The 24,929-nt window shown below is 61.0% G+C and carries 26 protein-coding genes; 21 read left to right on the forward strand and 5 right to left on the reverse strand.

Translation table 11 applies throughout. The features are described 5' to 3' along the window. Positions 1-166 precede the first annotated feature (166 nt). From V7Z56_RS13930 to V7Z56_RS13975, 10 genes are all read left to right on the forward strand, one after another. On the forward strand, positions 167-1,450 hold the full coding sequence (locus V7Z56_RS13930) for a glycosyltransferase (protein WP_334130117.1): 1,284 nt from the start codon (positions 167-169) through the stop codon (positions 1,448-1,450). Beyond that, on the forward strand, positions 1,447-2,574 hold the full coding sequence (locus V7Z56_RS13935) for a glycosyltransferase family 4 protein (protein ID WP_334130118.1): 1,128 nt from the start codon (positions 1,447-1,449) through the stop codon (positions 2,572-2,574). The genes V7Z56_RS13930 and V7Z56_RS13935 overlap by 4 nt, the downstream gene beginning before the upstream one ends. Next, positions 2,574-3,155: a histidine phosphatase family protein gene (locus V7Z56_RS13940; protein WP_334130119.1), complete on the forward strand. Its 582-nt coding sequence runs from the start codon at positions 2,574-2,576 to the stop codon at positions 3,153-3,155. The genes V7Z56_RS13935 and V7Z56_RS13940 overlap by 1 nt, the downstream gene beginning before the upstream one ends. Next, entirely contained in the window at positions 3,155-4,318 is a 1,164-nt protein-coding gene (locus tag V7Z56_RS13945) for a glycosyltransferase family protein (protein WP_334130120.1), read from the forward strand. Before V7Z56_RS13940 ends, V7Z56_RS13945 begins: the two co-directional genes overlap by 1 nt. Further along, a complete protein-coding gene (locus V7Z56_RS13950; protein WP_334130121.1) occupies positions 4,311-5,120 on the forward strand; it encodes a polysaccharide deacetylase family protein in 810 nt (269 codons plus the stop codon). Before V7Z56_RS13945 ends, V7Z56_RS13950 begins: the two co-directional genes overlap by 8 nt. After that, positions 5,117-5,641 (forward strand): hypothetical protein, encoded by a 525-nt coding sequence (locus V7Z56_RS13955; protein ID WP_334130122.1) that lies wholly within the window; start codon positions 5,117-5,119, stop codon positions 5,639-5,641. Before V7Z56_RS13950 ends, V7Z56_RS13955 begins: the two co-directional genes overlap by 4 nt. Beyond that, complete coding sequence (locus V7Z56_RS13960; protein ID WP_334130123.1) at positions 5,641-7,536, forward strand: ABC transporter ATP-binding protein; 1,896 nt, start codon at positions 5,641-5,643, stop codon at positions 7,534-7,536. Before V7Z56_RS13955 ends, V7Z56_RS13960 begins: the two co-directional genes overlap by 1 nt. Then, the gene (locus V7Z56_RS13965) at positions 7,533-9,425 is read left to right on the forward strand and encodes an ABC transporter substrate-binding protein (RefSeq protein ID WP_334130124.1); all 1,893 of its coding nucleotides are present in this window, start codon (positions 7,533-7,535) and stop codon (positions 9,423-9,425) included. The genes V7Z56_RS13960 and V7Z56_RS13965 overlap by 4 nt, the downstream gene beginning before the upstream one ends. Before the next feature lie 148 nt (positions 9,426-9,573). Continuing rightward, a complete protein-coding gene (locus V7Z56_RS13970; RefSeq protein WP_443023817.1) occupies positions 9,574-10,602 on the forward strand; it encodes an ABC transporter permease in 1,029 nt (342 codons plus the stop codon). Beyond that, positions 10,599-11,786, forward strand: a complete 1,188-nt coding sequence (locus V7Z56_RS13975) for an ABC transporter permease (protein WP_334130126.1) — start codon at positions 10,599-10,601, stop codon at positions 11,784-11,786. The genes V7Z56_RS13970 and V7Z56_RS13975 overlap by 4 nt, the downstream gene beginning before the upstream one ends. Positions 11,787-11,792: 6 nt before the next feature. On the opposite strand, the gene V7Z56_RS13980 is transcribed toward V7Z56_RS13975, so the two are convergent. Next, positions 11,793-12,632, reverse strand: coding sequence for a class I SAM-dependent methyltransferase (locus V7Z56_RS13980; protein WP_334130127.1), 840 nt, complete (start codon positions 12,630-12,632; stop codon positions 11,793-11,795). 106 nt (positions 12,633-12,738) lie between these two features. Here V7Z56_RS13980 and V7Z56_RS13985 point away from each other — a divergent pair, with 106 nt between their 5' ends. Then, complete coding sequence (locus V7Z56_RS13985; protein ID WP_334130128.1) at positions 12,739-13,494, forward strand: enoyl-CoA hydratase/isomerase family protein; 756 nt, start codon at positions 12,739-12,741, stop codon at positions 13,492-13,494. Positions 13,495-13,506: 12 nt separating this feature from the next. Here V7Z56_RS13985 and hslU read toward each other — a convergent pair whose 3' ends face one another. Next, positions 13,507-14,817: an ATP-dependent protease ATPase subunit HslU gene (gene hslU, locus V7Z56_RS13990; protein ID WP_334130129.1), complete on the reverse strand. Its 1,311-nt coding sequence runs from the start codon at positions 14,815-14,817 to the stop codon at positions 13,507-13,509. After that, positions 14,810-15,370 carry an ATP-dependent protease subunit HslV gene (hslV, locus tag V7Z56_RS13995; protein ID WP_334130130.1) on the reverse strand — a complete coding sequence of 187 codons (561 nt, stop codon included), beginning with the start codon at positions 15,368-15,370 and terminating at the stop codon, positions 14,810-14,812. The genes hslU and hslV overlap by 8 nt, the downstream gene beginning before the upstream one ends. Positions 15,371-15,540: 170 nt before the next feature. Here hslV and V7Z56_RS14000 point away from each other — a divergent pair, with 170 nt between their 5' ends. The 8 genes from V7Z56_RS14000 (at position 15,541) to V7Z56_RS14035 (ending at position 19,958) form a co-directional block, all read left to right on the forward strand. After that, the gene (locus V7Z56_RS14000) at positions 15,541-15,807 is read left to right on the forward strand and encodes a hypothetical protein (protein ID WP_334130131.1); all 267 of its coding nucleotides are present in this window, start codon (positions 15,541-15,543) and stop codon (positions 15,805-15,807) included. 107 nt (positions 15,808-15,914) lie between these two features. Next, positions 15,915-16,514 (forward strand): imidazoleglycerol-phosphate dehydratase HisB, encoded by a 600-nt coding sequence (gene hisB, locus V7Z56_RS14005; RefSeq protein ID WP_334130132.1) that lies wholly within the window; start codon positions 15,915-15,917, stop codon positions 16,512-16,514. Positions 16,515-16,555: 41 nt separating this feature from the next. Beyond that, entirely contained in the window at positions 16,556-17,197 is a 642-nt protein-coding gene (gene hisH, locus V7Z56_RS14010; protein ID WP_334130133.1) for an imidazole glycerol phosphate synthase subunit HisH, read from the forward strand. Further along, positions 17,197-17,742 carry a GNAT family N-acetyltransferase gene (locus tag V7Z56_RS14015; RefSeq protein ID WP_334130134.1) on the forward strand — a complete coding sequence of 182 codons (546 nt, stop codon included), beginning with the start codon at positions 17,197-17,199 and terminating at the stop codon, positions 17,740-17,742. The genes hisH and V7Z56_RS14015 overlap by 1 nt, the downstream gene beginning before the upstream one ends. Continuing rightward, a complete protein-coding gene (hisA, locus tag V7Z56_RS14020; protein WP_334130135.1) occupies positions 17,739-18,482 on the forward strand; it encodes a 1-(5-phosphoribosyl)-5-[(5-phosphoribosylamino)methylideneamino]imidazole-4-carboxamide isomerase in 744 nt (247 codons plus the stop codon). Before V7Z56_RS14015 ends, hisA begins: the two co-directional genes overlap by 4 nt. Next, entirely contained in the window at positions 18,475-19,248 is a 774-nt protein-coding gene (gene hisF, locus V7Z56_RS14025; RefSeq protein ID WP_334130136.1) for an imidazole glycerol phosphate synthase subunit HisF, read from the forward strand. The genes hisA and hisF overlap by 8 nt, the downstream gene beginning before the upstream one ends. Then, on the forward strand, positions 19,245-19,577 hold the full coding sequence (locus V7Z56_RS14030) for a phosphoribosyl-ATP diphosphatase (protein WP_334130137.1): 333 nt from the start codon (positions 19,245-19,247) through the stop codon (positions 19,575-19,577). Before hisF ends, V7Z56_RS14030 begins: the two co-directional genes overlap by 4 nt. A 12-nt stretch (positions 19,578-19,589) precedes the next feature. Further along, the gene (locus V7Z56_RS14035) at positions 19,590-19,958 is read left to right on the forward strand and encodes a histidine triad nucleotide-binding protein (protein WP_334130138.1); all 369 of its coding nucleotides are present in this window, start codon (positions 19,590-19,592) and stop codon (positions 19,956-19,958) included. Positions 19,959-19,979: 21 nt separating this feature from the next. Here V7Z56_RS14035 and V7Z56_RS14040 read toward each other — a convergent pair whose 3' ends face one another. Together V7Z56_RS14040 and V7Z56_RS14045 are read right to left on the reverse strand one after the other, a co-directional pair. Beyond that, the gene (locus V7Z56_RS14040; protein WP_334130139.1) at positions 19,980-21,692 is read right to left on the reverse strand and encodes an adenylate/guanylate cyclase domain-containing protein; all 1,713 of its coding nucleotides are present in this window, start codon (positions 21,690-21,692) and stop codon (positions 19,980-19,982) included. Positions 21,693-21,707: 15 nt separating this feature from the next. Next, complete coding sequence (locus V7Z56_RS14045; RefSeq protein WP_443023818.1) at positions 21,708-22,712, reverse strand: adenosine kinase; 1,005 nt, start codon at positions 22,710-22,712, stop codon at positions 21,708-21,710. A gap of 96 nt (positions 22,713-22,808) precedes the next feature. On the opposite strand from V7Z56_RS14045, the gene V7Z56_RS14050 reads away from it, so the two are divergent. Together V7Z56_RS14050 and V7Z56_RS14055 are read left to right on the forward strand one after the other, a co-directional pair. Further along, entirely contained in the window at positions 22,809-24,236 is a 1,428-nt protein-coding gene (locus tag V7Z56_RS14050) for an amidase (RefSeq protein WP_334130141.1), read from the forward strand. Positions 24,237-24,307: 71 nt separating this feature from the next. Continuing rightward, a partial coding sequence (locus tag V7Z56_RS14055; RefSeq protein WP_334130142.1) for an EI24 domain-containing protein occupies positions 24,308-24,929 on the forward strand: 622 nt, incomplete at its 3' end.

Raw genomic sequence — 24,929 nt, forward strand, 5'->3', positions numbered from 1 at the left:
CCCCGGAATGACGGGCCCCTCCGCGCCGGTAGTCTTTCATGAATCCCGCCCCGGCTGCAAGGAGGAAATGCGCGCGCCGCTGCTGCTGGCGGCTCCGCATTGCCGGTTGCTATTTCGCGCCTCTGCCCTTAACAATGCGAAACGTCAATGCCGAAACCGGACCGTCATGCCCAACCTGAACCCTGAACTTCCGCTCATCGTCGTCGTGCTGAAAGGATATCCGCGTTTGTCAGAGACGTTCATTGCACAGGAACTTCACGCGTTGGAGGCATCGGGCCTGCGTTTGCATCTCGTCTCGCTGCGCCATCCGACTGACAAGACCACCCATCCGATCCATGACGAGATCGCGGCGCCGGTCACTTATCTTCCGGAATATCTTTATCAGGAGCCGCTTCGCGTCCTCAAATCCTGGTGGCGTGTCCGGCGCGCCGCCGGCTATCGCGAGGCGCGCGCGATCTGGCTGAAGGATCTCTGGCGCGACCTTACGCCGAACCGGGTGCGCCGCTTCGGGCAGGCGCTCGTGCTGGCGGCGGAAATGCCTGCGGCGCCCAATATGATCTATGCGCATTTCCTGCACACGCCCGCCTCGGTTGCGCGCTACGCCGCCCATATCACCGATCACCGCTGGGCCTGCTCCGCCCACGCCAAGGATATATGGACGTCCCCGGAATGGGAGCTTCGCGAGAAACTCAACGATCTCGACTGGCTGGTCACCTGTACCTCGGTGAACGCGGACTATCTGAAAGGCCTCGCGGCGGAGCCCGGCAAAGTCTCGCTCATGTATCACGGGCTTGATCTTGCGCGGTTCCCGGAATTTGGCGCGCGCCGGCATATCCGCGATGGGGGCGATCCCGAAGCGCCCGTGGAAATTCTCTCCGTCGGTCGGGCGGTTGCCAAGAAGGGCTATGACGATCTGCTCGCCGCGCTCGCCGCGCTCCCTGCCGATCTCGCCTGGCAGTTTACCCATATCGGTGGCGGGCCGCTTCTGAAAGAGCTGAAAGCAGAGGCGGCAGCGCTCGGTATCGCTGAAAAAATCATCTGGCGCGGCGCGCTGCCGCAACATGAAGTGCTGGCGGCGCTGCAGGCGGCGGACATCTTCGTTCTCGCGAGCCGGATCGCCGAGGATGGCGACCGCGACGGGCTGCCGAATGTGCTGATGGAGGCGCAGAGCCAGAAGCTCGCGGTGATCGCGACCGATGTTTCGGCAATCCCGGAGCTGATCCGGCAGGGGGAGACGGGTCTTCTTGTCCCGCCGCAAAACCCTCGGGCGCTGGCCGCGGCGATTGAGGCTCTCGCCCGGGATCCGGCGGCGCGGGATCGCTTCGCGGCCGCGGGAGAGGCGCGGCTTCGCGATCTTTTCGATGTCCGGAAATGGGTCGGCAAGCTGGCGGAGCGGCTTGGCGCGGGGGATGAGGCACGGCCGCGGCGCGACGGGACCGGCGGATCATGAAGCTTGCCTTCTATGCGCCGATGAAATCCCCGGATCACCCCGTCCCCTCGGGCGATCGGCGCATGGGCCGCCTGCTTTTTGCGGCGCTTCAGCGCGCCGGATTTGACGTCGCGCTTGCCTCCGAACTTAGAAGCTATGACGGCAGCGGCGACCCGGCGCGGCAGGCGGAAATTCGCGATGAAGGGGCGCGGCAGGCGGCGGCGCTCATAGAGAAATGGCAAAAGGATCGAGCCGCCGCGCCGGACGCGTGGTTCACCTATCATCTCTATCACAAGGCGCCCGACTGGATCGGACCCCGCGTCACGGAGGCCCTCAATATCCCCTATATTGTCGCCGAGGCGAGCCATGCGCCGAAACGCGCAAGCGGCCCGTGGAAAGCGGGTTATGACGCGGCGATGCAGGCCATCCACGCGGCCGGTATCGTTTTTCCCATGACACGGCATGACAGCGCCTGCCTTCGCGCTGTGGTCGCAGAGGAGGAGCGGCTGCAGTATCTGCCGCCCTTCATCGATGTGGAAGGGTTTCTAGGTTCCGCAGAAACTGTTGATATCAATGCGGAAATTCTTCGGGGCGGGGGTAGGGCGGGCGTCCATAACCTGCTTGCCGTCGCGATGATGCGGGGCGGTGACAAGCTTGAAAGCTACCGCGAACTCGGGCAAAGCCTCGCTCGTCTCGGCCGCGACGACTGGCAGCTTCTGGTGATCGGCGACGGGGAGCGGCGCGCCGATGTCGAGGTGGCGCTTAGCCCCTTGGGCACGCGCGCGGTTTATCTTGGCGCCATGGCGCCCGGGGCGCTTCCCGCCTGGTACCGCGCCGCCGATCTCTATGTCTGGCCGGCGCATGGGGAGGCCTATGGTATGGCCTTTCTCGAGGCCGCGGCATGCGGCCTGCCCGTTGTCGCCGGGGATTTGCGCGGCGTTCCCGATGTGGTGCAGAATGGCCGGACGGGCATCCTGACACCGCCCGGCGATTTTGCCGCTTTCGCCGCCGCAATCGACAGCCTGATGGGGGATGCCGCCCGGCGCGCCGAGATGGGGGCAACGGCGCGCGCCTTTGTGCGGGAGGAGCGCAATATCAGCGCGGCTGCGGATCGCTTGAGACTGTGTATTGAGAGGCTTTTTTAATGGTGAAACTGCTGGTCATCCGTCATGGCAAGACGGAATGGAACCTTGCGAGGCGAATTCAGGGACGCATCGACATCCCGCTCAGTGATCTCGGGCGCGCGGAGCTTGCGGCAAAACGTCTGCCCGATGAGTTCGCGACATTTGACTGGATCAGCAGCCCGCTCAAGCGGGCCCGCGAGACGGCGGAACTGCTCGGCGGGCGCAACATCCGGATTGAGCCTGCCGTTGCCGAAATGCACTGGGGGGAGTGGGAAGGCCAGACCTTTGAGGAGCTTCGCGAGAAATATGGCGATGAGTTCAGATATAACGAGGCGCGCGGCATCTATATGACGCCGCCCGGCGGGGAAAGCCCGGCCGATGTGGTCGTACGCCTCACCCCCTTTCTGAAATCGCTCCGCCGCGATACCGTCGCCATCACCCATAAAGGCGTGATCCGGGCGCTCAAATCGCTCGCCTATGACTGGGATATGACGGCGAAGGCGCCGGTCCGCTTCGACTGGGCGACGGGCCATCTCTTCGAGGTGACGGAAGAGGGCGCCCTCCGTCCGCTCCGCATCAATATTGCAATGAAAGACGCGTGATGGAAAAGCAGCAGCCGGTCAAAATCCTCTTCTATGTGCAGCATCTGCTCGGCATCGGGCATCTGAAGCGCACCGCGACGCTTGCCCGCAACATGATGCGCGACGGCTTCGATGTGACGGTGGTCTCGGGCGGGCATGAGATTGATGTCGATCTCGGCGGGGCGCGGCTGATCCAGCTTCCCGCAACGCGGGCGACCGATCTTTACTTCAAAGTCCTCGTCGATGAGGAGGGGCGGCAGATTGACGATGAATGGCGGCAGCGCCGGGCCGAGACGCTGCTCGATATCTACCGCGAGACGATGCCCGATATCCTGATCACCGAGCTTTTTCCGTTCGGCCGCCGCCAGATGCGCTTTGAGCTCCTGCCGCTGCTGGACGCCGCAATCGCCGATACGCCCCGCCCGCTGATTGTCTCCTCCGTGCGCGATATTCTGGTCGCCCAGAGCAAGCCCGGCCGCAATGAGGAAATGCTCGAGCTGGTCGAGCGCTATTTTGATTACGTCATGGTGCATGGCGATCCGGAGCTGATTTCGCTGGGGAAAACTTTTCCGCTTACCGATCGCATCCGGGACAGGATTTTCTATACCGGCTATGTCGTCGATCACACCGGCGTCCGCGGCGGCCCGGATGCGCCCGGCGCAGGCGAGGTGATTGTCTCGAGCGGCGGCGGCGCGGTGGGGACAAATCTTTTGAAGGCCGCTATGGCGGCGCGTGCGTTTTCGGCGGCAAAAGACCTCACATGGCGGATGATGGTCGGCGTCACGGTGGAGGCGGAGATTTTTGACGAGCTGAAATCGCTGGCGCCCGAGGGGGTGATCGTCGAGCGGGCCCGCGCCGATTTCACCAGCCTTCTGATGAACTGCGCGCTCTCCATCAGCCAGGGCGGCTATAATACGGTGATGGAGGTGCTGCATGCGAAATGCCGCGCGGTGATCGTCCCCTATGCCGGCGGGCTCGAGACAGAGCAGACGCTGCGCGCCCGGCTGCTCGCTGAAAAGGGGGTGCTGACCATCGCCGATGAAGACGGCCTCACGCCGGAGATTCTGGCCGCCAAAGTAGATCAGGCATTGAACGGACCGCCGGCCCGCGCCGAGATCAATGTCAACGGCGCGGCCGGAACCGTCGCGCTGTTGCGGCGCTGGGCGGAAGCGCGCAATGGCTGAGTGGACGCTGCTTAACGAAGAACTCGACCGCTGGCAGGAGGCGGGCAGGGTCGCGACCTTCTGGTGGCGGGACGATGACCTCGCCGAGCATACGACGGCGCTTGACCGGCTGCTTGATCTCAGGGCGCATTTCGATATTCCGCTTGCGCTTGCCGCCGTGCCGGCGCGGCTCGATCCGGATGTTGCGACCGCGCTCGATCCCGACTGCACGCTTCTCCAGCACGGTTTCGCGCATCAGAATTACGCGCCCTCGGGCGAGAAGAAATCGGAATTTCCGGCATCGCGCCCGGCGGGTGAGATTGCCGAGGAGCTTCGCGCCGGAAAAGAGCTGCTGCATCGCGCCTTCGGCGGCCAGTTCGCCCCCATTATGGTGCCCCCCTGGAACCGGATGGCCGACGCCCATCTGGAGCTTCTGCCAAAGCTCGGCTTCATCGGTATTTCCCGCTACAAGGCGAGAAATGCATCGCTCGCCGCACTTAATCTCGCCGCGCTCAACACCCACGCCGATCTGATCGACTGGCGCGGGACGCGTTCCGCGGTCGATCAAAATTTGTTGATCAAACAGCTTACCGATCATCTCCGCGCGCGGCGTGAGGGGCGCGCCGATCCGCTTGAGCCAACGGGCATTCTCACGCACCATCTGGTGCATGACGAGACGATCTGGGCGTTGCTCTTCGGGCTTCTCGCCGTCCTCAACCAGCATCCGGCGGTGCGGTTTCTCACGGTACGCGGATCGCTCGCCATGATTGACGAGCTGCCGGACTTTCTCTATGCCGGAAGCGATACGGAGACAGACGAATGACGCATGTTTTTAACTACTCTGCGCTTGGCCTCATCGGGAACTACGCCCGCACCCTTGTCGGCATCGTGATGACCGTCGTTCCGCTCTTGTTGTTAAATCCGATATCTGCCATTGTTTATATACTGGTAGTCATGCTCATACTGTTTGTCGGCTACGGCATTTACACGTATTTGAAGCAGATTACCCGCTTTGAAGTGACGGAGGACGGTATTGACATGATCGGACCGATCAGCCGGCGCATCAACTGGGAGGATCTCGACGGGTTTTCTCTCAAATATTATTCGACGCAGCGACGGAGAAACTCGGGGTGGATGACCCTGAGGCTGAAAGGCGGAGGTGTAAAGATGAGCATCGATTCAGCGATCAATGATTTTGACGTGCTGCTGCGCCTCGCCTTCCGCATGGCCGAGAAGAAGGGGGTCGAGGTCAATTCCGTTACCCTCGCCAACCTCGCCGTTCTTGGCATCATTCCATCGGCGCCGCAAGTCGGCGACGGCCTCGGTGAGGGGAGCCTCGCCTGATGGCCAACGTTCTTCTGGTAAGGGATCTCAAGATTGAGTTCCGGGTCGCGGAAGGAGTTGTGAAAGCAGTAGACGGCGTGAGTTTTCGGGTGCCCGATGGCAAGACGGTGGCGCTGGTGGGCGAATCCGGATCGGGCAAGTCCGTGATCAGCCAGGCGATCATGTCGATCCTGCCGAAAGCCGCGCATATCACGAACGGTGAAATCCTGTTTTTCGAGCCGAACAAATCCGGCGTCTTTTATGATATTGCCAAGCTGAAGCCCGACAGCCGCGAGATGCGGCATATCCGCGGCGGCCGTATCTCGATCATTTTCCAGGAGCCGATGACCTCGCTCTCACCGCTCCACACGATCGGCGACCAGATCTCCGAGGCGTTGCATCTGCATCACAAGAAAACGCGCGAGGAAGGCATCCGGCTCACGGTCGATATGCTGCGGCTGGTCAGCTTTCCCGACCCTGAAGCCGCGTTCCATACCTATCCGTTCGAACTCTCCGGCGGCCTCCGTCAGCGCGCCATGATTGCAATGGCGATGATCTGCAAGCCTGCGCTGCTGATTGCTGACGAGCCGACGACCGCGCTTGATGTGACGATCCAGGCGCAGATCCTCGATCTCATGCAGAATCTGCAAAAGCAGCTCGGGATGGCGATCCTGCTGATCACCCATGACCTTGGCGTTGTCGCCAGCATGGCCGATGAAATTGTCGTCATGTATCACGGCAAGGTGATGGAGCAGGGGACGCTCGACGATATTTTCCGTGACCCGAAGCATCCCTATCTCAAGGCGCTGATGAATGCGATCCCGCGCTTCAACATGGAGCCCGGCGAGCGTCTCACGCCGATCCGCGAGATTCGCCGGGAAGCGGACAGCAAGTTTCTCGAACAGGCCGATCCGCGGCCGATCGGGGGCGGGACGGATGAAAAACCCATTCTGGAGGTGCGCCACCTCACCAAGAAATTCACGACGCGCAAGACGTCGATCTTTGGCGGCAAGCCGGGCGGCGAAGTGCTTGCGGTGGACAATGTCAATTTCTTTATCCGGCCGGGGGAGTGCCTTGGCCTCGTCGGTGAAAGCGGCTGCGGCAAGACAACGCTTTCCAAGATGATCCTGCGCGCGCTGAGCGCGACCAGCGGCGAGGTCATCTATAACGATCGCGGCCGGGACATCGACGTGCTCGCGCTCAAAGGGCCGGCGCTGTTCGATTATCGCAAGAAGGTGCAGTTTATCTTCCAAGACCCCTTCTCGTCGCTCAATCCGCGCATGACCGTTTTCGATATCATCTCCGAGCCGCTGAATATTCATAACGTTGGCACGCCGACGGAGCGGGAGGAAACGGTGCGAGAGCTGATGACGCTGGTCGGCCTCGATATCCGCTTTCTGCGCCGCTATCCGCATTCCTTCTCGGGCGGGCAGCGTCAGCGCATCGGCATTGCCCGGGCTCTTGCGCTGAAGCCGGACTTGCTGATCTGCGATGAGCCGGTCTCCGCGCTCGATGTGTCGATCCAGGCGCAGATCCTCAATCTTTTGAAGGATCTTCAGGCGGAGCTTGGTCTCACCTATCTCTTCATCTCGCACAATCTCGCGGTGGTCGATTATATCGCGGATCGTATTGCCGTGATGTGCAAGGGCCGGCTGGTCGAGACCGCGCCGAAAGCGCTGCTGTTCAACAACCCGATCCATCCCTATACCAAGCGGCTGCTTGCGGCGGTGCCGGAGCCCAATCCCGACAACCGTCTCGATTTTGCCAATCTGGTCGAGGAGAAGGCCTCCAACCCCGAACTCTGGCCCGCTCCCTTCACGGTGGATGCGCACAGCAATCCGGTGATGATGGACGTCGGCGGCGGGCATTACGTCCGGGTTCAGGAAGAGGCGGATATGCGGGAGCTTCAGCCATGAGGGCGCATCGTCTGTTCCGTGCGGCATTTTTCGCGTTGACAGCGGCGGTTGCGGCAGCTGCTCCGGCGCACGCCGAAGTACCCTATCTTGAGGCTCGTGTCGCCGAGGGTGACCTGCCGCCGATGCTCGAGCGCCTACCCCAAACACCGCTGATTACGCCGCTCGGAGACGGGCAGAGCCTCGGGCGGTATGGCGGCGATCTCCGGATGCTGATCGGCAACCCGTCTGATGTGAAGCTGATGTTCGTCAACGGCTATGCCCGGCTCGTTGGGTATAACGCGCAGCTCGAAATCGTTCCGGACATCCTTGAAGCGGTCGAGGTGGAAGAGGGTCGAATTTTCACCATGAAGCTGCGCGAGGGGCATAAATGGTCGGACGGCCATCCATTCACCTCGGAAGACTTCCGCTACTGGTGGGAGGATATTGCGAATAACCACAAACTTTCGCCGACCGGGCCGCCCGCGTCGCTCCTCGTCAATGACGAGATGCCGACGGTGGAATTTCCGGACAAATATACGGTGGTTTATTCCTGGTCCGCACCAAATCCCAATTTCCTTCCCGCTCTTGCGGGCGCCGCGCCGCTCCTGATCTACCGCCCGGCGCATTATCTCAGCGCGCATCATGAAGACTATATGGATACGTCCAAAATGACCGCGCGTGAGAAGATCATGATGCGCTCCTGGGCGACGCAGCATTACCGGCTCGACAATATGTATCGCTTCGACAATCCGGATCTGCCGACGCTGCAGCCCTGGCGAAATGTGACCCTCTCGCCGGCCACGCGCTTCGTTGGCGAGCGAAACCCCTATTTCCACCGCGCCGATCCGGAAGGCAATCAGCTGCCCTATATCGATCGGCTGATCTATACCGTTTCGGAAAGCAAGCTGATCCCGGCCAAGGCAGCATCGGGCGATGTCGATCTGCAGGCGCGCGGCCTTCGCCTGCAGGATGCGACCTTCCTGAAGGAAAATGAGGACCGCTCAGGCTACAACGTCTATCTTTGGGAGACGGCGCGCGGCTCCCATTTCACGCTTTATCCCAACCTCAATGCGGAAAATCCCGAGTGGCGCAAGCTGATGCGCGACGTGCGCTTCCGCCGCGCCCTCTCGCTCGCCATCAACCGGGAGGAGATCAATGATATCCTCTTCTTCGGCCTCGCGGTCGAGGGCAACAACACCGTGCAAAAGCAAAGCCCCTTCTATTCGGAGGAGCTGCGCACAAGATGGGCGACATACGATATCGACGCGGCCAACGCGCTGCTCGATGAAATAGGGCTGACGCGCCGCAACAGCGCGGGCGTACGTCTCATGCCGAGCGGGGCGCCGCTGATGATCGTCGTCGAGACGGCGGGCGAGGAGACGGAACAGTCGGATATTCTCGAGCTGATCCGGGACAGCTGGGCGGAAATCGGCGTCGAGCTTTTCACCAAACCGCTGCAGCGCGAGGTGTTTCGCAACCGCATCTTCTCCGGCGAGGCAGTGATGTCGGTCTGGGGCGGCTTTGAAGACGGAATCCCAACCGCGCAGTCGAGCCCGGCAAGCCGCGCGCCGACCAGCCAGATCGGGTATCAGTGGCCGAAATGGGGACAATATTACGAAACCAAAGGCAAATCCGGCGAACCCATCGACATGCCGGAAGCGCAGCATCTCTTTGATCTCTATCAGCAGTGGCTGAGAACGACGGATGACGATGAAAAAGCCGCGATCTGGCGGGAGATGCTGGAAACGCATGTTGAACAGCAGTTCACCATCGGGGTCGTCGGCGCCATTCTGCAGCCGATTGTCGTCTCCAAGGACCTTCGCAACGTGCCGAAAGAAGGCATCTATAACTGGGATCCGGGCGGCTTTTTCGGGATGTATCGGCCGGATCTTTTCTGGTTCGACCGGTAGGCGCGGGGGTCGAGGCAGGGGCGCAAGTTCCCTTTTGTGCGCGCATGTCGGGTAGACATATTGACGCCGCGCCGCTTTTCGGCGAACAATGAAAAAAGAGGAGGGGACGCGGCCCGAGACGACGCCGTGCTCTGCAGGCAGGGGGTGGATGCTTACATATTTCGTACACAGAGTTCTGGTGATGATACCCACGTTGCTGGTTATCAGCATCCTGACCTTTGTCATCATCCAGCTGCCGCCCGGCGACTATCTCTCCAATCACATGGAAGAGCTGCGCTCGCAGGGCGAATCCGCCTCGGCGCTCGCCAAGATCGAGTTTTATCGCGTCCAATATGCGCTTGATAAATCGCCGCTCGAACAATATGCGCGCTGGATGGGATTCTGGCCGGGGCCCGACGGCTTCTCCGGCCTGCTGCAGGGCGACTGGGGGCAGTCTTTCGCCTATAATCTGCCCGTCAAAGAGGTTGTCGGCGACCGTCTCGGCCTCTCTTTCCTGATCAACTTCTCGACCATTCTCTTTATCTATATCGTTGCCTTCCCGATCGGCGTCTATTCGGCGACGCGACAGTATTCCATCGGCGATTACGGCTTTACGCTGATCGGCTATCTCGGGCTCGCGACGCCGAACTTTCTGCTCGCGATGGTGCTGCTATATTACGCCAACGTCTATTTCGGCATCTCCATCGGCGGGCTGATGGATGACAAATATATTAATCAACCGTGGAGTTTCGAGAAGGCGAAGTCGGTGTTCGATCATATGCTGATCCCGGTCATCGTGATCGGCACGAGCGGCACCGCCGCGATGATCCGGCGCCTGCGCGCCAATCTGCTCGATGAGCTGCAAAAGCAGTATGTGACGACGGCGCGGGCCAAGGGCGTGCCGCAGCTTCGCGCGCTGATCAAATATCCGATCCGGATGTCCCTCAACCCGTTCGTCGCCGATATCGGCAGCCTGCTCCCTGATGTCATTTCCGGCTCGGTCATCGTCAGCATGGTGCTGAGCCTGCCGACAGTCGGCCCGCTGCTGCTCGAGGCGCTCCGCAACCAGGATCAGTATATGGCGGGGTCGCTTTTGATGTTCCTCGCGCTGCTGACAGTGGTCGGCATGTTCCTCTCCGATATCCTGCTGGCGATGCTGGATCCGCGGATCCGGCTTTCGGGAGGGGCGACGAAATGACGGAGAACAGCGGGCCCACCCGCGATCAGTCGACCCTCGAACACTGGTACTCGAAAGAGCCGTTCGATCCCTATTCGGTGGAACAGTTTACCGCCGAGCAAGAACGCTTCTACATGGCGTCGCAATGGCAGATGATGTGGTGGAAGTTCCGCCGCCACCGGGTCGCCATGATCAGCGGTCTCGTGCTGCTGCTGTTTTATCTCTCGATCCTGATCTCGGAGTTTCTCGCGCCCTACAACCTGCATACGCGGCATACGAAATATATCTTCGCACCGCCACAATCGATCCATCTCTTTCATGAGGGGGAGTTTGTTGGCCCCTTCGTCTATGGCTACAAGCAGACGCTGAACCGCGAGACGCTGAAGCGCGAATATGAGATCAATACGAGCAAGCCCTATCCGCTCCGTTTCTTCTGCGAGGGCGATGAATATGAGTTCTGGGGCAAGATCAAGGGCAACTTGCATCTCGTCTGCCCGGACGATAAAAGTCTCGCGACCTTTTTCTGGCTCGGGACGGACCGGCTCGGCCGCGATATCCTCTCGCGCATCATCTACGGCGCGCGCATCTCGCTCTCCATCGGGCTGATCGGCATCGCCATCAGCTTTACCCTCGGGATCGTGCTCGGCGGCATCTCAGGCTATTACGGCGGCTGGATCGATAACGTCATTCAGCGCACCATCGAACTTTTGAAATCATTGCCCCAGCTGCCGCTCTGGCTGGCACTCTCGGCGGCACTACCGGTCACCTGGTCGCCCATCCTCGTTTTCTTCGGCCTCACCATTATTCTCGGGCTGCTCGACTGGCCGGGGCTTGCCCGCGCGGTCAGATCGAAGTTTCTCTCGCTCCGGGAGGAGGATTTCGTGACGGCGGCGCAGCTGATGGGGGCATCGCCGACGCGGATCATAGGGCGGCATCTGCTGCCCTCCTTCGCCAGCCATCTTATCGCGAGCGCGAGCCTTGCCATCCCGAGTATGATTTTGGGCGAAACCGCGCTCTCCTTCCTTGGCCTCGGCCTTCGCCCGCCGATCACCTCCTGGGGCGTGCTGCTCAATGAGACGACCAATATCAATGCGGTCGCGACCACGCCCTGGCTGATCTATCCGGTGGTGCCGGTCATTCTCGTGGTGCTCGCCTTCAACTTTCTCGGCGACGGCCTTCGCGATGCGGCGGATCCTTATAAATAGGGCGTCTCACTTGCCCTTTTGAAGCCAGAGGCTTGTCTCGAACGCGCCGTTCGGAAGCGGAAAGGTGGGGACGATGGAGCGCTCTAAAGCCGCCGTCATCCGGCTGCGTACATAGGCGCTTGAAAAAAGCAGCTCGAACCCGTGCCCGAGAAACATCGGCGCCACCACCTGCTGCTCGTTATAGCCCCGCCAGTCCCAGCTTTCCGGATAATCGTCGGGCAGAAAGATATCGTGAACATGAAGGATTACGCCGTCCGGCAGGGTCGGGATGATATTCAGGAACAGCTCATCAACATCACTTCCCGGCATGGCGATATGGCTCGAATCAATAAAAAGGATGTCGCCGGGTGCGAGCAGGCGGAACACGTCGCGGCCTGCCTCATGCAGCGTTTTACGAAGAAAAGTGATGGGGAGCGCCTCGATGTTCGCGCGGGGCGCGGGGTCGATGGCGGTGAATTCTGTGGCGATGCCGCCGTCGCGGATGGCGCGGGCCATGAAGCGGGTGGAATGCCCCGATCCCACCTCGATGATGCGGGCGGGCTTTTTCATCCGCACCATGGCGTAGGCGACCATTGCATCGAGGCGCGGGAACCAGTCCTGCTCGAAGCGGGGCTCGGGCGGCGGCGCCGTACCGATTGCGGCAAAGTCCGTTGCAAAGGCGGCAAGGCTGCCGAGCATCGCGGCGAAACGCGCTTCATTCGCCGCCATCATCTCCTCGATCGCGGGGTAGGGCCTGCGGCTCACCGCATCCGGCAGGCTCGCCGCGTAGCGATAGGGAATGAAAAATCCTTCTTTTCTAAATCCGAGAACCGTCTTGAGACCCATGCGAAGGCGGCGCATATTCATGACACAAATTTCTCTGTTGCGGTGGTGATCCTGATTTCCATGGCGTCCCCGCCGTTATGGCTTTATGGTCGGTAGAATTCAAGAAAAGCAAGAAAAGGACAGATTGATGGGCGCATCTTTTCACATCGGGATCGAAAATACCACCTTAAGCGTGCGTCTCGACAATCCGGCGCAGCACAACAAGCTGACACCCGCAACGATGGCGTCGCTGCGCGAAAGCCTGCAGGAAAAGGCGAAGGATACGTCGATCCGCGTGATGATCCTGACGGGCACCGGCAAGAGTTTCTGCGCGGGTGCGGATCTCGGCGAGCTTGGCCGCTACAACTTCGATGAAAACCCGCTGGAAATGCTGACCGACGTCGTGGAGCGCCTGCCGTTTCCGACCATCTGCGCGCTGAATGGTGGCGTTTACGGCGGCGGCGTCGATCTCGCGCTCTCCTGTGATTTCCGGGTCGGCATCACCACCATGAGCGCCTTTATCCCGCCGGCGCGGATCGGCATCCATTACCCGCCCGCAGGGCTTGCCCGCGCCGTTGCCCGCCTCGGGCTCGGGACCGCGAAGCGCCTCTTTCTCACGGTCGAGCGGATGCCGGCGGAGGAGTTGAAGGCGGTCGGTTTCCTCGATTATCTTGTGGCGCCGGAGGAGCTGGATGCGCGGGTCGCCGCGCTTGCCGCGGATATCGCCGCGCTCGCGCCGCTCAGCCTCCGTGGCATGAAAGAGACGCTGAATGACATTGCCCGCGGCGAGCTTGATATCGCGAAGGCGCGCGGCTTTCAGAAAGCCTGCCTCGCCTCGGAAGATTTTCAGGAAGGCAAACGGGCGCTCGCGGAAAAGCGCCCGGCCAAATTCAAAGGCGTATGAGGCCGCCCCTGATCAGAGAATGAACTTCGAGAGATCCATGTTCGTTGCGAGCTCGCCGAGATGCTCGTGCACATATTCCGCATCGATATTGATCACCGTCCCGCTCTTATCGGGCGCCTGAAAGCTGATATCCTCCAGCACCCGCTCGAGCACCGTATGCAGCCGCCGGGCGCCGATATTCTCAACCGCCGCATTCACATCGGCGGAGATCGTGGCGATTGCGTCGATCGCGTCTTCGGAGAAATTGAGATGGACGCCCTCGGTCTCGAGAAGCGCGACATACTGTTTGATCAGGCTGGTCTCCGGCTCCATCAGGATGCGCTTGAAATCATCCTTCGAAAGCGCCCTCAGCTCCACCCGGATCGGCAGGCGGCCCTGCAGTTCGGGCAGCAGGTCGGAGGGCTTCGCGATATGGAACGCGCCGGAGGCGATAAACAGCACATGGTCGGTCCGCACCGTGCCATATTTGGTGCTCACGATCGTCCCCTCGATCAGCGGCAGCAGGTCGCGCTGCACGCCCTCGCGGGAGATGTCGGCGCCCTGCCGGTCGCTCCGTGCGCAAATCTTGTCGATCTCATCAAGGAAGACGATACCGTGGTTCTCGACGAGGCTGATCGCGTCGCGCACCACCGATTCCTCGTCAAGCAACTTGTCGCTCTCTTCTTTGATCAGCACGTCATGACTGTCGCGGACGAGCATTTTGCGCGGTTTCGTCCGCTGCCCGCCGAGTTTGCTCAGCATGTCGTTGAGGTTGAGCATTCCCATCTGCGCGCCAGGCATTCCGGGGATATCGAATGTGGGCATGCCCATTCCGCCGCTGTCGACAACGTCAAGCTCGACCTCGCGGTCGTCGAGCTGACCCTCGCGCAGCATCTTGCGGAACTTCTGCCGTGTGTCCTCTGACGCCTTGGCGCCAACCAGGGCGTTGAGAACGCGCTCTTCAGCGGCAAGTTCCGCTTTGGCGATCACCTGCTGGCGCTGCTTCTCGCGGACCATGTTGATCGAGATTTCGAGAAGATCACGGATAATCTGTTCGACGTCGCGGCCGACATAGCCGACTTCGGTGAACTTGGTCGCTTCCACCTTCAGGAAGGGCGCGCTTGCGAGCTTGGCGAGGCGGCGGGAAATCTCCGTCTTGCCAACGCCCGTCGGGCCGATCATCAGGATATTTTTCGGCAGCACCTCCTCGCGCATCGCTTCGGGAAGCTGCTGGCGGCGCCAGCGGTTGCGAAGGGCAATAGCGACGGACTTCTTGGCGTCCGACTGGCCGATGATATAGCGGTCCAGCTCATAAACAATTTCGCGGGGCGACAGGTCAGTCATTTTTACCGATACTTTCGATGATTACGTTTCCGTTGGTATAGACGCAGATCTGGGCGGCGATCTCCATCGCCTTGCGGGCGATATCCGCGGCCTCCAGATCGTCGCGATCGATCAGCGCGCGCGCCGCGGCGAGGGCGTAGTTGCCGCCCGATCCGATGGCGATGATCCCGTCCTCCGGCTCAAGCACATCGCCGGTCCCGGTCAGGATCAGCGAGACATCCTTGTTGGCGACAGCCATCATCGCTTCAAGCTGGCGGAGGTATTTGTCCGTTCGCCAGTCCTTGGCAAGCTCGACGCAGGCGCGGGTGAGGTTGCCGGGATGCTGCTCCAGCTTGCCTTCCAGCCGTTCGAAAAGGGTGAAGGCGTCGGCCGTCGCGCCGGCGAAGCCGACGATCACGTCATTCTGCGGGCCAATGCGGCGGACCTTGCGGGCGTTGGATTTGATCACGGTCTGGCCAAGCGAGACCTGCCCGTCCCCGGCGACGACAACAGTTCCGTTCTTGCGCACGGACAGGATCGTCGTGCCGTGCCAGCGTTCAATTTTGTCGGACATGAAACTCATCTTTCGTTGGATCTTATGACGATGTAACCATTTTCATTCGGGGGTCAAGGCGGAATGGCTCATGTCCGTGGGTACGCCTGTATTTCTTTCCCTGGCGGCATTTCACAAACCAGACCCGAAGGCGTCTTCAGCCTAACGCGGGCGATCAGCAGGAGATGCATATGGCAGCCGATAACCAGGACATTGCGAGCGATACCGAGAAAGCGTCCAACCTTCGGGCGATTTTCGAGATTCTGAGTTACATCCATGTGGATGCGGCAAAGGATGATTTCAAGGAACTTGCCGATCGCATCGAATTTGCCCTCAATCTTGCCGAAAAGCTGATCCGGGAGCGGCGCGATGAGGCGGCATCGGTGGCGCGCGAGGCGGCGGCGGCTCCTGTTGCTGCGGAAAGCAGCGGCGCACACGGGCCGGATGGATATTACTAAGCGGGATTTTCCGCAAAGGAAGGGCTGCTAAGGCTTGGATTTCCGCCCCGTACCTGCTATATCCACGCCAGATACTCAGGCGAGACGAGCAGCCGGAAGGAATTTTCATGCGTGCGGGATCGGTGAAGCGTAAAACTAATGAGACCGAGATTGAGGTTCAGCTCAATCTCGACGGCACGGGCGTGTATGATGTTCATACAGGCATCGGCTTTCTCGATCATATGCTGGAGCAGCTGTCCCGCCACAGCCTGATGGATCTCAAGCTTCACGCCAAAGGCGATTTGCATATCGACTTCCACCATACGACGGAAGACAGCGGCATCGCTATCGGTGAGGCGTTTGCGAAGGCTCTTGGCGATCTCAAGGGGATACGCCGCTATGCCTCCGCGCATATCCCGATGGACGAGACGCTGACCCGCGTCGCGCTCGATATCTCCAACCGTCCGTATTTGATCTGGAAGGTTCATTTTACGCGCGACAAGCTTGGCGACATGGATACGGAGCTGTTCAAGGAATGGTTCCAGGCATTTGCGCAGGCGGCGGGCATCACGTTGCATGTGGAAAATCTCTACGGCACGAACAATCATCATATCATCGAAAGCTGCTTCAAAGCACTGGCGCGCGCCCTGCGTGACGCCATCGAGATTGATCCGCGCCGCGCCGATGCCATCCCTTCTACCAAGGGAACGCTGGGCGGCAGCCTGTAACGAAGAATTCCGCCCTCTCGCGGCGGGGAAATATGTCGGGAATGAAGACAGCGATCATTGACTACGGATCGGGAAACCTTCGCTCCGCCGCCAAGGCATTCGAGCGGGCGAGCCGGGAGAGCGATCGGAATGCTACCATCGTGGTGACACGCCGCCCCGAGGACGTCGTGGCGGCGGACCGGATCGTGCTGCCGGGGGTCGGGGCATTTCGCGCCTGCCGCCAGGGTCTTGCCGCCGTTGATGGTATGATCGATGCCCTGAGGGATGCGGTCATTGCGCAAGGCCGGCCGTTTCTCGGCATCTGCGTCGGCATGCAGCTGATGGCGGGAAAGGGCCTTGAGCATGGCGAGACCGAGGGACTGGGCTGGATCGAGGGCGACGTCGTCCCGTTGCAGCCTGCCGATCCCGCCCTCAAAATACCGCATATGGGATGGAACGAACTGGAGCTTGACCGGCCGCATCCGCTTTTTGACGGGATTGCAAGCGGCCAGCATGCTTACTTTGTGCACAGCTATCATCTCGCCGCCGCCAGTCCGGCGCACGTCCTTGCCACCGTCGATTATGGCGGGCCTGTTACCGCCGTGGTTGGCCGCGACAATATGATCGGCACGCAGTTCCATCCGGAGAAAAGCCAGGAAACCGGTCTACAGCTCATCAAAAACTTTTTAAGGTGGAAACCCTGATGACAGACACGTTGCGAAATATTCACCAGCCAGTGATTGAAGCCGTCAAGGAGTTTACCCAGGCCGATCTCGACGACCTCTGCGAAGCGGCGGAAGAGGCGATCATCGACGGAAACGGCTTTGGCTGGCTGACGCCGCCGCGGCGCACGGTGCAGGAGAATTTCTGGAAGGGTATCCTGATGGTGCCGGTCCGCGAGCTGTACTGCGCCCGTTTTGAGGGCCGCATCGTTGGCTCGGCGCAACTCGTCAAACCCTTTTCTAATAACGAGGCGGGCCGCCATATCGCGCAGGTCGCGACCTTCTTCATCGCGCCTTACGCCCGCGGCTATGGCCTTGCCATCGGCCTGCTTGCGGTGCTTGAGAACAGCGCGCGGGAGCAGGGGTTCAAATTTCTCGAAGTGGACGTGCGTGAGACCCAGACGGCGGCCATCTCCATTCTCGAATCCAACGGCTATGAGAAATGGGCCGTGAAACCCTATTATGCCTGGAACGGCGAACGCTACGTCGACGGCTATTACTACAAGAAGCAGCTGGCGGAGCTATGACAGCACTCAATCTTTACCCGGCGATCGATCTCAAGGACGGCAACTGCGTCCGTTTGCTGCGCGGTGAAATGACCGCGGCGACGGTCTTCAACAACGATCCGGCGGCGCAGGCGCGGGCGTTCAAGGACGCGGGCTTCACGCGGCTGCATCTTGTCGATCTGAACGGCGCCTTCGAAGGGCGCCCTGTCAATGCGCCGGCGGTGGAAAGCATCCTTGCCGCGACCGATGTGCCGGTCCAGCTCGGCGGCGGCATCCGCGATCTCGCGACCATCGGGATGTGGCTTGAAAAGGGCGTTGGCCGGGTCATTCTCGGCACCATTGCGCTCCGCAATCCGGAGCTTGTGAAGGAGGCCTGTCGCAACTTTCCCGGTCGGATCGCCGTCGGCATCGATGCGCGCGGCGGCATGGTCGCCGTCGAAGGCTGGGCGGAGACGAGCGAAACCTCGGCGCTCGACCTTGCTCGCAAGTTCGAGGATGTGGGCGTCGAGGCGATCATCTACACCGATATCGACCGCGATGGCGCGCTGCAGGGCGTGAATGTCGAGGCGACACGCGCCCTTGCCGCGGCAATCCGCATTCCGGTCATAGCCTCGGGCGGCGTTGCCTCGATCCGGGATATCGAAAATCTGCTTGCCGTGCGCGACAGCGGCATCGAAGGCGTGATTATCGGCCGGGCGCTTTATGACGGGCGCATCGACCCCGCTGCCGCGCTCGAACTCGTGCGGGGCAATCATGCTTAAGGCGCGGATCATCCCCTGTCTCGACGTGAAAGGCGGCCGCGTCGTCAAGGGCGTCAATTTCGTCGATCTCCGCGATGCCGGCGATCCGGTGGAGCAGGCGCGGATCTATGATGAGCAGGGCGCGGATGAGCTTTGCTTCCTCGATATCACCGCGACCTCGGACAACCGCGAGACCATTTATGACGTGGTACGGCGCACGGCCGAGCAATGCTTCATGCCGCTCACCGTTGGCGGCGGCGTTCGGCAGGTGGAGGATGTGCGAAAGCTGCTGCTGGCAGGGGCCGACAAGGTCTCGATCAACAGCGCCGCTGTGGCGCGCCCCGAATTCGTCCGCGAAGCGGCGGAGCAGTTCGGCGGCCAGTGCGTTGTCGTCGCCATCGATGCGAAGGAGACGGCGCCCGGCAAGTTCGAGATTTTTACCCACGGGGGCCGAAAACCCACCGGCATTGACGCGGTGGAATGGGCAAAGCGCATGGCTGAATATGGCGCCGGCGAGATTCTGCTGACCTCGATGGATCGCGACGGCACGCGGTCGGGCTTCAACATTCCGCTGACGCGCGCGGTCGCGGATGCGGTGAAAATTCCGGTGATCGCCTCGGGTGGCGTCGGCACACTCGAACATTTGGCAGAAGGCATCCGCGACGGCCACGCGACAGCGGTGCTCGCGGCATCGATCTTCCATTTCGGGGAATTCACCATCCGCGAGGCGAAAGAAGCGATGCGCGATGCCGGCATAGCCGTCCGGCTGGAGGAGAGGGCGCGATGACAGAGCGGGACCTGACCGGTATCGACCGGCTTTATGCCACCGTGGCGGCGCGAAAAGGGGCGGATCCGGGCAGCTCCTACACCGCATCTCTCTATGCGAAGGGGCGCGCCAAAATCGCCCAGAAAGTGGGAGAGGAAGCGGTGGAGCTTGCGATCGCCGCTGCAACGGACCAGCGCGAGGGGGTGATTTCCGAGAGCGCGGACCTGCTCTATCACCTCGCGGTACTCTGGGCCGATGCGGGCGTTGATCCCGCGGAAATTTATGCCATGATGGAGGCGCGGGAGGGACAGTCGGGCCTTGCGGAAAAGGCGTCGCGTAAACAGGATTAAGGGGATTTAAGAATGGCTTATGATAACGACAATATCTTCGCAAAGATCTTGCGCGGGGAGATTCCCAACACCACCGTTTATGAAGATGACGATGTGCTCGCCTTCAACGACATTGCGCCGCAAATGCCGGTGCATGTGCTGGTGATCCCAAAGCGCCCTTACGTCGATATCGATGACTTTTCCGCCAATGGAACGGCGGAGGAGATCGGCAATTTCTTTGTCAAGGTCGGCGAGATTGCTCGCTCTCTCGGGCTGCACAGGGATGGCTATCGGGTCGTCACCAACAACGGCCAGAATGCGGGACAGAATGTGCCGCATTTTCACGTCCATATCCTTGGCGGCCGCAAAATAGAAGAAGGCGGCATGGCGCGCGGCATGTAAGCCGGCGCGCCGCGCTTCGTCTCAGGCCGTGAACCGCGGCAGGGCGCGGGCATCCTCGACAATATAGATACCGAGCGCTTCTTCCCGGCCACGGATTTCAACGCTTTCATGGCGAAATGCTGAAAACTCCGCCGCGGCGCGATACGCGACGCGGTCCGAGAAGATAAGCTGGCTGGCATATTCCTTGGTCAGGGCTTCAAGGCGGCTTGCCGTATTCACAGGATCGCCGATGGCCGTGATGGAGGTGGCGGTGCCGTAGCCCATCTGCCCCACGATGACCTGCCCGATGTGAATGCCAATGCCGATTTTAAGCGGATAGGGCAGGTCGGACGCCAGATTGCGGTTCATGATGTCCAGCTCCATCGCCATGGCGCGCGCGGCATTGAGGGCGCGGCGGCTAGCCTCCGCGGCGTTCTGGTTGAGACCGAAGAGCGCCATGACGCCATCGCCGATGAATTTGTCGACATGGCCGCCATTGGCCTCGATCGCCTCGCCCATATGACGGAAATACTGGTTGATCACGAACACCACGTCATAGGGAAGGCGATGTTCCGAAAATTCCGTGAAAGCGCGAAGATCGGCGAACAACACGGCAAGCTCCTGCTCTTGCCCCTGCAGATAGCCCGGTTGATTGAACGCCTGGACCACCGTCGCGCTCGCTGGCAACAGCGGGATGATCGATACCTCCCCGGTCGGAATGCTCTGGCAGGCAAGCCGCGTCCCGTCCGGCGCGCCGACCCGGTGGAGCACGGCGATCTCCTTATCGCCCGGCGGATTGAGATTCTCCGCGCCGTCGAGAATGCGAACCCGGCAGGTCGAGCAACGGCCGCGGCCGCCGCAGACATGTGCATGTGGCACGCCGCCAAGCTGGCTTGCCTCCAGCAGCGTAAAGCCGGGCGGGGCCAGTACGATCCTGTCGTCGGGGTAGTTGATGATATTCAGCTTGCGGCGGCGGAACCGGATTAGCCAGTAAAGGCGGCTGATCGCGAGCAGGGCGAGGGCTGCGAACATGAGCCAGTAGCCCGCATCCCGCGTCCGATACGCCCACTCGATCATTTCCGGCGTGAGATTGAGGCGCGCGAAAAATGCGACGCGCCAGGCGGCATCGGCAAACTCCCGCTCGACCTCATTTGCCGCATTGACGAAGCCGCTGAGGGCGAGCAGCGGCAGCGCGAGCGCAAGGCTGTAGAAATAAGGCAGGTAGCGTTCATACCACGGCTTCAGCCGCAGCCAAAAATGCATGCCGAGACAGCCATGCACCCAGGCAACGATAACGCCGATGCTTTGCAGCAGGCCGAGCAGCGGCGCTTCGACCCAGATGCTGAGGAGGACGTAGCGGTAACTGTCCTCGATCCCGTAGATATCATGGCTGACGCGCGTGCCGATGACATGTAGGATCATCAGCGGCGGGATCATCAGCCCGAGCACAATCTGCAGAATGTCCCGCCCCGGCAGACGGCGATAGGCGCGGTGGCGGACAAGCTTCCCGAAGACAAGGCAGATATGCAGCGTCAGGCCGCCAAACAGCAGAACCGTGCCGAGATAACTCCGCCAGACGGCGAGGAAAACGGTGCGCCCCGCCTCCATCGCGTCGACGGAAATCAGACCCAGCGAATGATTGAGCAGATGGCAGGCGAGAAAGGTGAAAAGAGTGATCCCGCTTGCGAGGCGGAGGCGCTCCGGCCGAAGGGCCACCCGGATGTCTTGCAAAATCTCCCCACGGCCCTTCGACATATCCCACCCTTCGCGCTACGATAGAGAGAGAGCCAGCTTCTGTTGCATCAGCTCCTTGAGATCAACGGCGGGGCGGGCGCCGTAATGGCTGATGACTTCGGCTGCCGCCATGGCGCCAATGTGCCCGCTCGACGCGAGGTCATGACCGTTCGTGAAGCCGTAAAGGAACCCCGCCGCAAATAGATCCCCGGCGCCGGTGGTGTCGACGACCTTTATGTCGCGGTCCGCGGGGATGATATGGGCATCCGCACCGTTCACGATCACGGCGCCTTTCTCGCTCCGCGTCAGGCAGGCGATTTCCACGTGATCACGCACGGCCGCGAGTGCAGCATCGAAATCGGTCGTTTGATACAATGATTTCAGCTCATCCTCATTGGCGAACAGGATATCGACGCCGTGGCGGATGAATTCCTTGAACTCGTCGCGATAGCGATCAACGCAGAAGCTGTCCGAGAGGGTGAGCGAGACGCGCTGTCCCGCCGCATGGGCAATCTCGGCTGCTTTCCGGAATGCCTGCTTGCCATTCTCCGGATCCCACAGATAGCCTTCCATATAGGTGACCTTGGAGGCGCGGATAATCTCGGGGTCGATATCTTCCGGCCCAAGCTCGACACAGGCGCCAAGATAGGTGTTCATGGTGCGATGCGCATCGGGCGTGACCAGAATAAGGCAGCGCGCCGTGGCCGCGCCATGCGTCAGCGCCGGCGTCTCAAAGGTAACGCCGCTTGCGCGGATGTCGTGCGTGAAAATGTCGCCAAGCTGGTCATCGCGGACTTTGCCGACATAGGCGCAGCGCCCGCCAAGGGACGCGATCCCGGCCGCCGTGTTGCCGGCTGACCCGCCCGACATTTCAATGCCGGGCTCCATTTTTGCATAGAGCTCTTCGGCGCGGTCCATATCGATCAGCATCATGGCGCTTTTGGTAAGCCCTTCCGCGGCGAGAAAAGCATCGTCCGCCTTGCTGATAACATCGACAATGGCATTGCCGATACAGGTTGTGTCAAACATTCGCTCTGTCATAATATTCCTAACAATTACTTCGGCTCCGGCGAGTATAATCCCTGCGCTGGCCGGAGCAAAGAAAGCTTTCTGCGGCGGCGAATTGAGGGGGGCGATATGGAGGATCTGATCAAACTGACGGCGCAGGAAGCCGTTGCGCTCCTGAAGGCCCGGAAAGTCTCGCCGGCCGAGCTTCTTGACGCGTCGGAGCGGCGCATCCGCGAAACGGACGGGGCGATCAACGCCCTTCCGACCCTCTGCTTCGATCGCGCCCGCGCCCATGCGGAAGCGCTCGCAAAAGAGCGGCCCGAAGATCGCGAGGGGTCGCATCTGCATGGTTTGCCGCTTGCCATCAAGGATCTGACGCCGGTGAAGGATGTCCGCTTCACGCTTGGCTCGCCGATATTCAAGGACCAGATCGCCTCCTTCTCCGATGTGATGGTCGAGCGGCTGGAAGCGCGCGGCGGCATCGTCGTCGGCAAATCCAATACGCCGGAGTTTGGCGCAGGGGGGCAGACGTTCAACGAGGTGTTCGGGACGACAACAAACCCGTGGGATACCAGCCGGACGCCGGGCGGCTCCTCGGGCGGCGCGGCGGCGGCGCTGGCAAGCGGGCAGGTCTGGCTCGCGCAAGGCAGCGATCTTGGTGGCAGCCTCCGCACGCCGGCCAGCTTTACCGGTGTCGTCGGCCTCAGGCCGTCGCCGAAGCGGGTCGCGCACGGGCCGCTCCGCCTTCCCTTTTCCACCTATTCGGTGGAAGGGCCGATGGCGCGCAATGTCGGCGATACGGCCCTGTTCCTCGATATGATGGCAGGGTCGCACATTATCGATCCCGGCAGTCTCCCGGCGCCCGAGACATCCTATGTCGATTGCCTCAAGGCGATCCCAAAGTTCGGACGGATCGCCTACAGCCCCGACCTTGGGCAATGCCCGGTCGATCCGGAGGTTGCGGAAATCTGTGCAAAAGCGGCGGCCGATTTCGCCCGCTACTCTGACGGCGTCGATGAGGCCTGCCCGGATCTTCACGATGCGGAGGCAATTTTCCAGACATTGCGCGCGCAGATGTTTATCGCAAGTCACGCGCCACTGCTCGCCGCCCATCGCGATCGCCTGAAGCCGGAGCTGATCTGGAATGTCGAAAAGGGGGCGCGGCTCACCGCCGACGAAATCGGCGCCGCGCAGCGGGCGCAGGGCCAGCTTTACCTTCGCGTTGTCGAATTTTTCTCAAAATATGATTTTCTTCTGACGCCGGCGGCGATCGTTCCGCCCTTCACCCACGACAAGCGCTACGTGGAGGAGGTGAACGGCGTGCGCTTCGACAATTATATGTCGTGGCTCGCGCTGCCCTCCATGCTGACGGTGACCTGCTGCCCGGTCATCTCTCTCCCGTGCGGCTTCACCAAGAGCGGCCTGCCGGTCGGCCTGCAGATCATGGGGCCGAATGCGCGCGAGGACCGGGTACTGCAGGCGGCTTATGCTTTTGAGCGCGACCATGATTTTGCCCGCCGCCTACCGATCGATCCGCGCGCGCCCGGCACGTCTTAAAAATGTTGCAGCCCGCGCGTAAAATACCTACATGTTTCGACGATTGACGTTTGACAGGCAAGGATACTCATTTGATTTCTGCGATTAACAGGGCCATCACGCAGCTCGGTGACCCCGCCTTCCGCGCCGTGTTCCTGAAGGCGTTTGGCTTGACCGTTGTTATATATATCCTTGTCGGGTTCGGCGTGACGGTGGCGTTCGACTATGTGCCGACCTTTGAGTACGGCTGGATCAATACGGCCATCGGGTTTCTCGCAGGGCTTGGTTTCCTGCTCGGCGGGTTCTTTCTGTTTCCGATCATCATCAGTGGACTGATCGGGCTCTTTCTCGACGATATTTCGGATGCCGTGGAGGCCCAGTACTACGCCGCCGATCCGCCGTCGCATGATGTTCCGCTGATGTCCGCCATCTGGGATGCGATCAAGTTTCTCGCTCTTATGCTTGGCTGCAACCTGCTCGTTCTGCCGCTTTACTTCGTGCCCGTCGTCAATCTGTTCGTCTACTACCTGCTGAACGGCTATCTCATCTCACGCGAATATTTTCATATGGTTGCCATCCGCCATCATCCGGCCGAGGAGGTCAACGAGATCCGCAAGCGCAACGGGATCGAGCTCTATATGATGGGCATTGTCACCGCTTTTTCACTGACCATTCCGCTGCTCAACCTCATCGCCCCGATCATCGCGACCGCGG

Origin of the sequence: Sneathiella sp., assembly GCF_036844445.1 — a bacterium.
Lineage (GTDB): Bacteria > Pseudomonadota > Alphaproteobacteria > Sneathiellales > Sneathiellaceae > Sneathiella.

Bases quoted from the DNA above. Each gene is read 5' to 3' on its own strand.
- V7Z56_RS13940 (WP_334130119.1), top strand. From the start codon at position 2,574: ATGGTGAAACTGCTGGTCATCCGTCATGGCAAGACGGAATGGAACCTT.
- V7Z56_RS14040 (WP_334130139.1), bottom strand. From the start codon at position 21,692: ATGTCGAAGGGCCGTGGGGAGATTTTGCAAGACATCCGGGTGGCCCTT.
- V7Z56_RS14050 (WP_334130141.1), top strand. From the start codon at position 22,809: ATGGAGGATCTGATCAAACTGACGGCGCAGGAAGCCGTTGCGCTCCTG.
- V7Z56_RS14035 (WP_334130138.1), top strand. From the start codon at position 19,590: ATGGCTTATGATAACGACAATATCTTCGCAAAGATCTTGCGCGGGGAG.
- hisF (WP_334130136.1), top strand. From the start codon at position 18,475: ATGCTTAAGGCGCGGATCATCCCCTGTCTCGACGTGAAAGGCGGCCGC.
- V7Z56_RS13965 (WP_334130124.1), top strand. From the start codon at position 7,533: ATGAGGGCGCATCGTCTGTTCCGTGCGGCATTTTTCGCGTTGACAGCG.
- V7Z56_RS13985 (WP_334130128.1), top strand. From the start codon at position 12,739: ATGGGCGCATCTTTTCACATCGGGATCGAAAATACCACCTTAAGCGTG.
- V7Z56_RS13975 (WP_334130126.1), top strand. From the start codon at position 10,599: ATGACGGAGAACAGCGGGCCCACCCGCGATCAGTCGACCCTCGAACAC.
- hisB (WP_334130132.1), top strand. From the start codon at position 15,915: ATGCGTGCGGGATCGGTGAAGCGTAAAACTAATGAGACCGAGATTGAG.
- hslU (WP_334130129.1), bottom strand. From the start codon at position 14,817: ATGACTGACCTGTCGCCCCGCGAAATTGTTTATGAGCTGGACCGCTAT.
- V7Z56_RS14015 (WP_334130134.1), top strand. From the start codon at position 17,197: ATGACAGACACGTTGCGAAATATTCACCAGCCAGTGATTGAAGCCGTC.
- hslV (WP_334130130.1), bottom strand. From the start codon at position 15,370: ATGTCCGACAAAATTGAACGCTGGCACGGCACGACGATCCTGTCCGTG.
- V7Z56_RS13930 (WP_334130117.1), top strand. From the start codon at position 167: ATGCCCAACCTGAACCCTGAACTTCCGCTCATCGTCGTCGTGCTGAAA.
- hisH (WP_334130133.1), top strand. From the start codon at position 16,556: ATGAAGACAGCGATCATTGACTACGGATCGGGAAACCTTCGCTCCGCC.
- hisA (WP_334130135.1), top strand. From the start codon at position 17,739: ATGACAGCACTCAATCTTTACCCGGCGATCGATCTCAAGGACGGCAAC.
- V7Z56_RS13955 (WP_334130122.1), top strand. From the start codon at position 5,117: ATGACGCATGTTTTTAACTACTCTGCGCTTGGCCTCATCGGGAACTAC.
- V7Z56_RS13980 (WP_334130127.1), bottom strand. From the start codon at position 12,632: ATGAATATGCGCCGCCTTCGCATGGGTCTCAAGACGGTTCTCGGATTT.
- V7Z56_RS13935 (WP_334130118.1), top strand. From the start codon at position 1,447: ATGAAGCTTGCCTTCTATGCGCCGATGAAATCCCCGGATCACCCCGTC.
- V7Z56_RS14030 (WP_334130137.1), top strand. From the start codon at position 19,245: ATGACAGAGCGGGACCTGACCGGTATCGACCGGCTTTATGCCACCGTG.
- V7Z56_RS13970 (WP_443023817.1), top strand. From the start codon at position 9,574: ATGCTTACATATTTCGTACACAGAGTTCTGGTGATGATACCCACGTTG.
- V7Z56_RS14045 (WP_443023818.1), bottom strand. From the start codon at position 22,712: ATGACAGAGCGAATGTTTGACACAACCTGTATCGGCAATGCCATTGTC.
- V7Z56_RS14000 (WP_334130131.1), top strand. From the start codon at position 15,541: ATGGCAGCCGATAACCAGGACATTGCGAGCGATACCGAGAAAGCGTCC.
- V7Z56_RS13945 (WP_334130120.1), top strand. From the start codon at position 3,155: ATGGAAAAGCAGCAGCCGGTCAAAATCCTCTTCTATGTGCAGCATCTG.
- V7Z56_RS13950 (WP_334130121.1), top strand. From the start codon at position 4,311: ATGGCTGAGTGGACGCTGCTTAACGAAGAACTCGACCGCTGGCAGGAG.
- V7Z56_RS13960 (WP_334130123.1), top strand. From the start codon at position 5,641: ATGGCCAACGTTCTTCTGGTAAGGGATCTCAAGATTGAGTTCCGGGTC.